Origin of the sequence: Sphingobacterium sp. WOUb80 (assembly GCF_050058145.1) — a bacterium.
Classification (GTDB): domain Bacteria; phylum Bacteroidota; class Bacteroidia; order Sphingobacteriales; family Sphingobacteriaceae; genus Sphingobacterium.
This window is the reverse complement of the sequence record NZ_CP165617.1, coordinates 5,257,338-5,269,530: the sequence shown is the minus strand read 5'-3', so window position 1 is coordinate 5,269,530 and position 12,193 is coordinate 5,257,338. Positions and strand designations below refer to the sequence as shown.

Sequence of the window (12,193 nt, the reverse complement as noted above, 5' to 3'; positions counted from 1 at the left end):
CCTCCATATACCAGAGCATTCGTTCCTATTAGACTTACTACTTTGGTACATGGAGATATTGCTGTTTTTATTATTTCTTATGCAGATACCAATCTGTATTTTGGCTACCTCCGCTCGTCGCCCAAGACTCAAAGAGCGGATACGCAGCGGTAATAGCCTGTCCTTCGGATGGATACACAAAAGAAACAGGAACTAACAAACCAAACGGCTCATTCGCTTTTGTCTTAAATGGATCCGTAGGTGACAGCAGGTTACCTGTTTCCTTTAACACTAAACTTTTATTGATTTTATCAGTCGCTTTATAACCAACCAGGTGCACCTCATTTCGGCCAGCAAGGTTTTGGTTGAAGTTTACAATAAAGGCATTTAATGTGCCATAGGTAAAATTATCTATTGGTGTATTAAACTCAACAGTTACGATCACCTCTACTGGTGCATATTGGCCCGATTGAGTCGAGATAAAACGTGTATCGGACACACCAAAAGCTTTATGCGCATCGTCCCATAATGGAAGCACAGCATACGTTTGTCCGGATTCCGTACCATTTGCTCCGAGAGGCAAGGCAGTACCAACCAAATCTTTGCGAGAATACGTCACATTTTTGACATTTCCTGTTGCGATGCCATCAAGCTGTACTGCGGTTGAAAAACGGATCGAAGCACCTATCGAACGCAATTTCGCTTTCAGAGCCACTTTTGTCACCTTATTTGCGGTATTTTGATATTTGGTAATGTTCATATCCAACACACAGTCATTCATATCATAATCACCTTTACTCGGCCATTTATCCTCAAAGATATAAGAATAAGTTCCTAAATTAACTTCAGTTACGGTTTGGTCTGTTGGATTGCCACCTGAAGAGTTATTTCCGCCAGCGTTACAAGAAGTCCCTGCAATCACCACTGTCGATTTATCATAAGGAACTATTTTTGCTGGACTATTGATCACGTAATAGGTGCTCCATTGTGGATTAGCTGTATGATCCGAGCAGGCTATTTCTAGATTGCCACCATAGGTAATAGCCATCCATTGATTATTTACATCAACCTTTTTCAGACGGGCCAAAGCCTGACCTGAAGTGGGGCCAGTCATTGTGCTCGACTGGCTGTTAAATTTGGCCAGGGTGTTGACATCTAGAATTGCTGATGTTGCCAAATTAATTTTTGTACCACCCGCATCTAATTTATCTAAACTCAATAAAGCTCCTTGAGAAACCGAAATAGTTGCCCCATTAGTTGTTAATGAATTGATTACCGTATGACAAACAGCTTCCAAAGTTGCATTTGTCAAAGTCGCATTTTGCACAGTAAGTGTGCCCTCATTGCGCACGACTGTGCCGTTTGTCGTACTGCTCAAATTTTGGATTGTCGCCACACCATAGTTGGTAAAGTTACCATTAGTGATATCCGCTTTATCAGCAGTTAAGGTTCCATAGTTAACGTACAAAGTATTATTCTTTGTTTCCATTTTGGAAAGTGAGGCTGAGCCATAATTGACAAAACCGCCTACGGTATTCTGCGTTACATTCACTAGGTCAATCGAACCAGCCTGTGTGATATACAATCCATTATTGCTTCCAAGGTTTAGCTCATAGCTGGTATTTTTCCAAGACCCCTGAATGTAAATCTTCACATTACTTGTACCGTTGTTTGCATCGATCTTACCTGTAAAAGTGACGCCAGCTTTGACGACATAAGATTTATTGGACTCGACTGAAATTGTCGAGTTTCCCGATAGGGCGATCGCGTCCGAAGGGACCACTACTGGTGTAGCTTCAACCGCAGCCGCCTTTAAGCCACTACTAGCCAATACACTTGCCGTGTTCGCAGCACGCAAAACACTCGCTTTGCTGCTTGATACAGCTTTTGTACCGTCGACAGCGATTGTATTTTGTTGTCCAACTTCAATCATGCTGATAGCAGCAACACCCAGAGGACTAGTTTCTCTCAAATAGACATATTTTGCAATTGTCGGAATCATCAGCTTGCCAACAAAATCCTGACCTGATTTCGCCTGACCGGCAGCCAGCAGATTGGCTCCACTAGACAAAGTCGGATCATTATCAAAAATCTCAACCCGATAAAAGTATTTACCGCTAAATTGATCGTCTACAGCAACGCGCACATCTACAGCACGTGTTGAATTCCACATAAAATCGGCTGAAATATTGCCTCCACCAGGAAGTAGGGTGGATGAATCAGATCCTTTTTCGGTTTCGTTGTACAAATCTTTCACTTTTGAACAACTTGCCCCGAAGAGCGCAATCCCTGCAAGACCCACCAAGAAGAGATTTAAGCTTTTTCTGTTATACATAATTAAATAATAATAATAGATCAATATCAAACAGCCCCATCGTAGACGTCACAAGACTTTAATACTTGGCTTTGCGAATAGTATTAAGGTCGAACTGTTTAAAGCAAAGATATAACTAATTCAGCTGAGAATAAGGCAAAATACACAACTACAGTATAAATTACAAATCTTGTAGCGCTTCAACTACAACAGCACATCGTAAACTACAAAAAGAGTTTATAACTAACAAAAATTTATTTAACTATAAGGGTTATTTCTGCCACCTTTTTCGGTACTCGGTCGGCGTCAGGGTGGTCTCCTTTGAGAAGAAAGTACTGAAGTTATTGACATCAGCATAACCAAGTTCCCAAGCAATCTGTTTAATACTCAGAGAAGATTCAACGATAAGCTTTTTACTCACACGCAGCAATTCTTTGATGATAAGTTCTTTTGGCGTTGCTCCCAAAATTTCTTTAGTTAGATTGGTTAATTTTTTATTTCCGACATGGAGTTGTTCGGCGTAGAAGGCGACCTGTTTTTCTTGTTTTACATATTTTTTGATCAGCTCCTGAAAGAGTGTTATCAGCTTTGCATCAGCACCTTGACCCACTAATCCATTTGACGGCCTATCTTCAGCAGAAATTGCTGCAAGCAGCACAATCTGTTTGACGATATTATGCGCTAAATCACGATAAATTGCAAGATTATAATTCTGCTTAGAAAGCTTAAGCTGCATGCTTACAAATTCGTAATAGCTTGCATACTCTGCAGGAACACGCAGTACACGGTAGGTATATTCGTTCTTATTGAATGATTTAAAATTATGCAGAAAAGCGGTATCTATCTCCGTACGTGCAAAAAAACTTTCCGAAAAATAAATAATAAGAAACGGTCGCTGCTCATCTGGGTTGGCTTCAATTTTTATACCTCTTGGAATTAGCACCAAACAGAATTCTTCGATTTCTGTAATCTGATTATTGATTTCCACGCTACAGCCACCCTTTGACACAAAAAGAACAACATAATTTTCTTTTGCTGTTGCATCCGTAATTTCGGAAGGCTCCTGCGCTACACCAATGACTCGATGAACTCCAAATTCCATATTTTTATCTAATGCATATAAGGCCCGACAAGCATTTCATATTACTGAAATAGGGGCAATTTAGGAAATAAAAGCCAAACACAAAAAATTCATTTCCAAAGAATCTAAGCGTTTGCAATATGTTTTTTTTGAGAGCATCAGGAAAACCTGGATGATTGTTATAGAGAGCACTCTTCAACTAATTTTGAGGACAATCAAATCGACCAATCATTCTATAAGAGACACTAAATGAAATAGAATACAATTAGGTTGACGAAACAAATATTAGAGAAATAACCACGTACAGCCCTCAAAAAATCTTTTATTTTACAACAAAAAAATAATTTAGTTTAAACAACAGACATTTCCAAAATCTTCACTTCAAGATTAATAAGCCTGTTTTTTAACACTTCTTAACACAACAATTTAAGGCGACAAAAGTTTAGTTGCAACTGCAATTTTCCTAAAATGAAACAAAAGAAATAAACAAAATGAATTTAAAATTTAAAACAAAACAAACATCATATCTCCTTAAAATATAATGACACCATCAAAATATTGAAATTCAATAAAAAATAAAAATTTAAAAACAGACTATAAAGACATTTAATCACTAAAAAGAAATAAAAATAAACACTACACATATCACAACAAGAAATATATTTCCAAATAAATCGCAAAAAATCGAATAGTCAGCTTTTAAAAACAAACTGTTTAAACATATTAATTATAAAACAATAATTAGACAAAAAAATATTTTATAAAAAATGATAAACAAAATAAACGATGATTTGTTAATGAGAAAGATGGCAGGAAGAAGGCCAGCTTTTAAAGCGCTTAAATTCAGATTTGAGAGCAATAAAAGAGAATAACCGACACATCTTATAGAATAATAACAATGAAGAAAGTTGTTTTATTACAAAATCAATAATAGTTGAAAAAAAAGTTTACAATTTTTTTTTGCACAAGTTGATATTAAGTCGTAATATTACAATTCAATTCGGGAAAAGTATTACTAGCCGATAGCAAAAAAAGTATTAACAATTAAATCAAGAATCAACAAACAGACAAAAAAATTTAGGAGCACCTAAGTGATAACAGCAATATACTGCCTATACGCAAAGGCAAGCCTTTATATGCTTAAGTGTTTCTATCAAATAAACAAGGGTTAAATTGTCCATTAAATTTAAACCCCGCACTAGTGATAGTGCGGATTATCCAAATAATATTATCATGAATAAGAACGCAAAAAAAATGTACGAAGCTCCGTCCATCAAGGAGCACGTAGTTGAATTGGAACAAGGCATTGCCGCAGGATCTGCAACCCCAGCCCCTACCGACGGAGGTTTCGGTGAAGGCACTGGTGGCACAGGTACTGGCGAAGCATAACCAGCCTGAAAGGACTTAAAAAAGCATTTATTACACGATTTTAAGAAATTTATGAACTTTTCAACGATTAGAAAAGCTAATTGGATTGTTGCGACCGTCCTTTTAGCGACATCTGGAATGCTTGCTACAAGCTGTTCCAAAGAGCGCGGCGCTGCAGTAGAGCAAGCCGATAACCATGAGGGCACAAACATTGTGCTGTCCATCAAAGGTATTAATGAAGGATCAGATAATACCATAAAACAAGCTTCAAACAACAGTAAATCCTCAAAATTACAGGTAGAATCCTTTGGTGATGTGGACGTTGTATCAGCTGTTGACAACAATGTTCCATTCAAAGCCGTAGCATCAGATGTTGTACAAAGCAGAAATACAGATGGTACTATTGCTGCTGCAAGTACAGGCCTACGCGCTGCAGCATTAGAGAACGGCGTAACTTACCGAGTTTACCTTTACTCTGCCGATGGAACACAGTTAATCTCTTCAAAACAATACAGTGTTTCAGGACCAGATCTAACAATCTCTGTAACACCTGGCACCACGTACAAATGGGTAGCCTTATCCTATAACAATACGGATGCGATCCCAGACATTACTGTTGCAAACCCAACACTTCAATTACCGGAAAATAAGGATGTCCTTTACGCTTCTGGAAGTATCACTATTCCAAGCACCCCAGGGACAGATGTAACTTTACCGATTACCTTCGCACACAAATATTCACGTATCGCTATTGAACTGAATACCATGGGTGTATTTGGAAATATGGTATCTGGAAATCTTGCTGTATCTAATTTAGCTTTGCGGAGCGCAACGCTTAACGTAGCTACTGGAGCCCTTACACCTTCTGCTACAACATTTTCACCGACATTAAACTGGGCTAGTTTTACCAATATTGATCCAAGCTTTTCGGATGCGAAAATTGCTTACGTCTATACAGCCGGAACGACAGCTTTAAATAACGTTACTGTCTCTGTAACGAATTTAGCGATTAAACATGCCGACAACGTAGACCGCACTTTTGCGACCACAGCTCCGATCAATATTTCTTTTAATGTAACTCCGGTATTAGGAAATAGTCATCGTCTATTGGCAAATATCGTTGAATCACCACTGACTTCGACAGGATCTACGGTAAAATGGTCTCGTTCAAATCTATATTACACTGCTGGTCACAACCCGTATCGTTTCTTCGCGAATAACAGACAACGTTCTGAAGCGAATAGCTATTTCGCATATGGTGCTGCGCTTCCGGGCCAATTCCAATCCATGGCAGCATACGCTGACCCTTGTACACAAGTATATCCGCAAGGACTTTGGAGAAAACCAACTCATGCTGATTTTTCTACCACAGCTTATGTCAGTTCGAATGCTCTTTTAACAGATGTATTGCAAAATATCACGGATCTTTTGATCGGAACAAAAGCACCAAACTCTACACCTAGCCCTGCAACTGGATCCACTACAGGAAATTATATTCAATATAGCACTACTTCAGGTACAGGTAATTCAGCATTTGATGCAGCATCCAACAACCTTCGTTTTTATTACAATGGTCAATTGGCACGCGTAAATGTATTGGATCCCAATTTTCTTACTCTTGATCTAACAGCTATTCAAGCCCTATTAGGACTAAGCTATGGCCGTGAAGCGGCTTTATGGACTTCAGATCCACCGAACAGCATTTTAGGTTTGGTTAATTTAGGTACATGGGGATATCTGGCAGTAACTAAACAACCCTTATTAACTGGACGTATTGCCACAGCACAAGGTACAGCTGAGCTATTGTCTACGGTAAGCCTACTGGGTATTAACGTAGCAAGTTCATCACTTAAAAACGTTCGTTGTGTACGCACAAACTAGAAATATTAATAATTGACCTTTCGGCAACCAAACGAAGACGGCTAGAAATTCTAGCCGTCTTTTTTTATGAATGATGTAGCCCTTCAACTACCCCGTCGATTTTTACACGATTATGGTAAATTTTTACCGGAGAATTTCAATAATATTTTTTTACATTTGGGCCATCAAGTCATTTTTTTTGCGTTCGACTTGATAATATTAATGGATATAATGGGGCGAAGGCGTTCGCCCCATTTATTTTTAACCCCTTATAAACCTCATTAAAACACCTATTTCCTGATTTGCTTTGATCTCAAACTCCAAGCTTAATTCATTATAAATAAGATGATTGATTCACCCGATTCAGCTAATCTGCTTGATCAGCATGATGTATACGATAACTTGCACCAAAAAACAAAATAACCAAATGGTCAGAAACAGTAAATAACCATATTTGGCTCTTTCGCGGCTCGAGCAGCATTCAGACCAGGATTCTATACATCTAAAAAGAATGACAAAAGTCGTTATCACGAGCGTGGGAATTCCTACAATAATACAAGCATAAAATAATTTCTGCGGCCACAACTCGATAAATTCATTAGCTGAGATACACAAAGCAGCTATTAACATAGCCGAAAACGTGAGCACGAGTAAACAAAAAAATGCTATCCGCTCCCAAATTTGTCCTGCGCTATTAACAACAGTAGCCTTTCGATAGCCCCAGCAAATCAAATTATAGCTAAAAAAAGCCCCAAGCATAGCACAGGGTAAATACAGCAAAAAAGACAAAAAACCATTTCCTAACGACATAATGATTTTCTTAGGTCAGATAATCGGTTCAATAAATTTAGGAAAAATTCGCTTTAAGATTACCCAAATATTTCTAAATCCTCCGTATCTATTTTCTAACGTGAATTTCATCTATGGCAAAAAGCGGGTTACGATGCTTCGACCCTTCAAACCAATGTGGAAATTCTTGCGAAAAAGAAATTTTCACTTTTAAAAAACGTCCTTTTTGTTGTTTTAAGCCAAATGAAACTGGAAAACATATCGGGCCTTCAGGAATAAGACCAGTATCGATCTTATACGTCCCGATGTTAACGTACGAAATATTATCTTCTGAGGATTCTACCGCTATTCCATCCGGAAGAAATAGATAATGTGCCGGATCCAGAAGGAAGTTAAGCTGAATTTGCGAAGCCATTGTTTCATTCGGAAAAGGAAAAGTAATCTCGACATCCTTACTATCAAACAATAGCCAATTGTAACTGTAATCTGTTGTTCCCGATAAGCCATCATTCAGTGTTGTTTTTCCATTTGCGGGAAAATCCTCCAAAAACGAAGGTTTAAACTGAGGATGTATTCCTTGGAGCAATGACGGCAAATAGGGTTTATTTAATAGTGTTAGCCATTGCTGCCGGTATTGCTCAAGACTGCCACCAGTTTCAGCCAATTCGATGGCTCCGCCTCGAAGTGCATGGTCCAAAAATTCATCTATCCGCTTCATCCAATTGGGATTGACCATCCATTGACCATCAGCTTTCCTGTTCAAAAAGCCGAGCGGATGATCACCATAAGCCTTTGCCTGCTCCAAAGCTGCATACTCAAGACCTAAAGCAATCAATTTGACACGACTTAAAAATTCAGGATCTCCAGCTACAGTTTTTTGCGCGTTATTCAAAAGTTCCTTAAAAAGTTTCATCTTTTCAGAACTCAGATATCCATGCCGCGAAAGGATAGGGTTACCATAGATATCAAGCGTCGAGCGACTTGTTTTTCGAGCTTCAATAAGTTGTTTTAAATACTTTTTAATATCCTTTGATGCTGCACCATAATAACCGTCCAAAAAATCCGCTTCCACCTCAGCTTGATCTAGCTCAGGATTCCATAGACTCTTGGCCTGCATATAACTCGCATAAGCAGACATATCAGCCAGCGTATGTCCAGGCCCATGTTCAAAGATCCCTTTTACACCGTTTTGATACATATAGGCGATATTGCTCTGGTAGTGATCATACATTGGAAAAGGATTTAAATAGGATGTAAATTGCGTGGTATAATCCCACACAAAAATATGCGATGAGATCTTTGACCAGTCTTTGAGCTGGCGTCGCAAAGGAGCAGCTGTTGGATTAACCGCCAGGCCCTGCTCCCGCGTTGCATCTATCGTGCTTAGCAACACATATACATTAGCCGATGGCCGAGTTATTTTGGGAGCTTCTGCGGTGTAACCATAGGCTAAGGTCGTAAAATTCTGTTCTGGAAATTGAGCTGCCACACTGTTCACAAATCGGATCAGTGTACCCTGCGGTCCGCCTTCCTCCTGGTCAACCTTTGTACAGCGATCACATGTACAGTACCCTTTTCCATCCATTGGCGCTATAGACCAATAGACCGCATCAGAATTATCGGCAATGGCCTGACGAAAATAATTGATTGCAATTTTCTCGACGTCAGGATTTGTTAAACAGAGTTGTGTTGCGCTGCGCTTTCCGTTTGTTAAAGCGAAATATTCAGGATGCTGCTGAAAATAGTCTTCCGGTGGTATAATTTTAAAAAATGAATGCCCCCATAAGCCCCACAGATCTTCAAATCGATGCAAATGATGCCAATCCAGGTATTCACCATCCGCAGAAGCAGGGTAGTAAGACTCTCTATAACGTAATGGAGGTTCAAAGCGAAAATTGAAATCTTGAGGAAGTGACAGATTCGCACGCTTCGGGACCCATGCAGGCCCTTGATCATATTTCCGAGCACCAAATTGCTTCTCGATAAGTTCATATACGCCATACAGCAATCCTTTTCCTGAACCTCCAGTTAGATATACTTGTCCGTCCCGAACACTAATTTCAAAACCTTCGTTTCCAAGCTCAACCTTCTTTCCAATCCGCTGTTGATAAAAATTATTCCCGATATATACTACGTGTTTTTTCGTCCCAGAAGGGCTCGACAATATCGCTAATGGTACGCCAGTAATACGTTTGATATAATCTTGTAGTACCAGAGCCGCCTTTCGCTCCAAATTTGATGGATGTGAGGAAATAAGGATTTCAGTTTCGGCTTTCCTATCGCGTACGATGTCCACTTGCTGCGCCATACAGCTGCTAATGAACAGCAATCCAACAAGAACGAACAAGTTCAGTTTATAATTTGCATCTTTCATCATTGCATATTAAACTAGATCACCAAATCCACTTCTTGCTTATCCATGATCGCACAATCCACAAAAGAAGCTATCGTATCAAGTACCATGCGCAAGCGGCCCATATTTTCATAATAAGGTATACCAAAACGAAGTACGTGTCCAACCTTCGCTTCTACGCGACAATGCTTAATGCATTTAATATGGATATCTTTCTTTCTCAAAAACTCGTACAGCGGATAAGGATCATAATCTGACACCAGCAGACTTACGACCGGAGATACATCATCCCCCATAAAACAGTGCGCAATGCCAGCATGGCCCAAGATCCTATTAAGCTCTCTTTTCAGATAAGCTGCCAGATAGATACTGCGATCAAGGATAGCTTTCGGCCCAATTTCTCGATAGCGTTTTAGGCTTTGCCTCAACTTTTCATACAATAAAAAATCCTGCCCCCCCGGAATGCTAAACCCATGGGTTTGCGGATCTTCAAAAAGATGCTGCTTATTCCAATATAAGGCCCCGATCCAACTTGCAAAATCTTCTTTGAGCCAAGCTAAACCACCACCCAACGGCCCATGCAACCATTTATGTGTACTCCCGATCAATACATCAGCATCCCCAAAAGGAAGTTGCTGAATCCCTAGTGACTGTGCTACGTCAAGAATCAGAATTGCATTCGGAACAGCCTTTTTTATATTGCCCAGGCGCCACTTGTCTTGCATCAGTTTTCCTGTGGGATAATAGACATGGGATAAGAACACGATGTCTGGTTGCATTTCGCGCAAGCATCTGTTAAATTCCTCCGCGTCATTAAGGACAACATCAGGGAGATAAGTGAGCTTATATTCTGGCAAATGTTCAAAGGGGCCAATACCGCCCGGATGTTCATGCTCACTTGTCAGGACCTGAAAACACCCCTTCCCATCCTCCTGCAACTTCCGTAAAAGCACCAATGCCAATAAATTCATGGCCTGAGATGTGCTGGAAGTCACATTACAGCGATAACCGATAGCTGGCCACAATTTAGCACATTCCTCCTGTATGGAAGTAAATGCTTCCCTCCCTAAAGCATATAGTGAAAGAGGATTGCCGTTTATCTGATTTTTGATGGTTTCGAGTCTATCCTGTGGCAACGTAGCCAGGCAGCCCGGATTCAGATTCACCCGGGTCGAAGGAAATGTGTTGATCCTGACCTGATCCCAATACGCTTCATTTTCTATTTTTCGGACGGCATCTACTCTTTTAAGATCAAGATTTTTCCCATGAGAACATTCGTTCCAGGCGCTATGGGGTGAAAAATGATGCGATAGAAGTGTACTATATTGTTTTTGTAAAAGACTGATGGATTCTTTTATCACGATATGGAAATCGGTATGATACAAATGACTTCCCTGCAAACTTGTCTCAATGGTGTACATAAGTTTCTTGGCAGCACTTTCCCCCCTAAGATCGGAGGTAAAAGAAATCTTGGGATCCAACCCCGCGCCTCTGGCAATGTCAGCAATATCCGCCGCTAATTCATTGATGGAATAGTGTGTTTCTGTAACATGGTTCACCACACGATGTTCACCAACTGGTGGTATATCTTCAACAAATCGGGCCAGCGAATTGACCGCATCGTTCAACGCCATGAGTCCAGTACGCTGGTTTCCGCTACCATATATTGTCATCGGAGAACCAGAAACTACCTGCGCTATAAAACGGTTGGCTACCGTTCCAAATATCGGATCGTAATCAAAACGGGTAAAAAGGTCAGGCGAGGCATCCATTTCGGATGTTAGCAGACCAAAGACCGTTGCTTGCATCACTTCTGTGATGCGAAGCCCCCAGGTACGCGCCGCCATCGCTACATAATTCGAGTCATTTATTTTAGAAACATGGTAAATATCGTTTGCCGCCCTAGGGTAAGGTAAAGGCGTCGACGCCAACTGTCCTTTATAACCAGGCTTAAAATAGCCTTCTGCTATCGGCAATCCGCCCTTGGCATATTCACCAAATGATCCAAGCTTAATAATATGGGCTTTCGGAACATATTCGCGTACTGCCCAGAGCAGACGCATATTACCTTCTTCATTGTTACGGATGGTGTAAAGAGCCTGTTGTAATCCCAACATCGAATAACTCGCCGAACACTGCTGTGCGAGATGATAAATCGTATGCGGCCGTTCTCGACGAATCAGTTCCGCTAAATCGTCCGAACAAACCTCCGCGTGCACAGCGCACATATTAGCTAAACCATATTTTTGGCGAAATGCTTCGATACGACTTGAGAGATCTGGAATCTGTAGCCAGGGGCCAAATCCGAGATTGGCAACCGTGCTTTTGCGCCAGCCATTATCCAGCAATATAATTTTTTGGTCTGGATGATGCAGCGCTAACTTCATGGCCAGCGGCCAGCCCAAGTACCCTTCGGCACCTAAAATTAAAATTGTACGATTCATTGTTC

General features: G+C 40.3%; 6 protein-coding genes. 2 read left to right on the top strand and 4 right to left on the bottom strand.

The window, feature by feature from the left end; translation table 11 throughout:
• Window positions 1-70: 70 nt before the first annotated feature.
• Together AB1Z56_RS21875 and AB1Z56_RS21870 are read right to left on the bottom strand one after the other, a co-directional pair.
• Window positions 71-2,314, bottom strand: coding sequence for an LruC domain-containing protein (locus AB1Z56_RS21875; RefSeq protein ID WP_309367441.1), 2,244 nt, complete (start codon window positions 2,312-2,314; stop codon window positions 71-73).
• Window positions 2,315-2,564: 250 nt separating this feature from the next.
• Complete coding sequence (locus AB1Z56_RS21870) at window positions 2,565-3,395, bottom strand: helix-turn-helix domain-containing protein (RefSeq protein WP_309367440.1); 831 nt, start codon at window positions 3,393-3,395, stop codon at window positions 2,565-2,567.
• Between the two features lie 1,212 nt (window positions 3,396-4,607).
• Between AB1Z56_RS21870 and AB1Z56_RS21865 the strand changes: the two genes are divergently transcribed.
• Window positions 4,608-4,763, top strand: coding sequence for a hypothetical protein (locus AB1Z56_RS21865; RefSeq protein WP_426790156.1), 156 nt, complete (start codon window positions 4,608-4,610; stop codon window positions 4,761-4,763).
• A gap of 51 nt (window positions 4,764-4,814) precedes the next feature.
• Window positions 4,815-6,623, top strand: a complete 1,809-nt coding sequence (locus tag AB1Z56_RS21860) for a hypothetical protein (protein WP_426790155.1) — start codon at window positions 4,815-4,817, stop codon at window positions 6,621-6,623.
• A gap of 877 nt (window positions 6,624-7,500) precedes the next feature.
• Here AB1Z56_RS21860 and AB1Z56_RS21855 read toward each other — a convergent pair.
• Both AB1Z56_RS21855 and AB1Z56_RS21850 read right to left on the bottom strand, forming a co-directional pair.
• Complete coding sequence (locus tag AB1Z56_RS21855) at window positions 7,501-9,768, bottom strand: DUF4838 domain-containing protein (RefSeq protein ID WP_426790154.1); 2,268 nt, start codon at window positions 9,766-9,768, stop codon at window positions 7,501-7,503.
• A gap of 11 nt (window positions 9,769-9,779) precedes the next feature.
• Window positions 9,780-12,188: an aminotransferase class V-fold PLP-dependent enzyme gene (locus tag AB1Z56_RS21850; protein ID WP_426790153.1), complete on the bottom strand. Its 2,409-nt coding sequence runs from the start codon at window positions 12,186-12,188 to the stop codon at window positions 9,780-9,782.
• Window positions 12,189-12,193: the final 5 nt, after the last annotated feature.

Bases quoted from the DNA above. Each gene is read 5' to 3' on its own strand.
- AB1Z56_RS21870 (WP_309367440.1), bottom strand. From the start codon at position 3,395: ATGGAATTTGGAGTTCATCGAGTCATTGGTGTAGCGCAGGAGCCTTCC.
- AB1Z56_RS21875 (WP_309367441.1), bottom strand. From the start codon at position 2,314: ATGTATAACAGAAAAAGCTTAAATCTCTTCTTGGTGGGTCTTGCAGGG.
- AB1Z56_RS21860 (WP_426790155.1), top strand. From the start codon at position 4,815: ATGAACTTTTCAACGATTAGAAAAGCTAATTGGATTGTTGCGACCGTC.
- AB1Z56_RS21855 (WP_426790154.1), bottom strand. From the start codon at position 9,768: ATGATGAAAGATGCAAATTATAAACTGAACTTGTTCGTTCTTGTTGGA.
- AB1Z56_RS21850 (WP_426790153.1), bottom strand. From the start codon at position 12,188: ATGAATCGTACAATTTTAATTTTAGGTGCCGAAGGGTACTTGGGCTGG.
- AB1Z56_RS21865 (WP_426790156.1), top strand. From the start codon at position 4,608: ATGAATAAGAACGCAAAAAAAATGTACGAAGCTCCGTCCATCAAGGAG.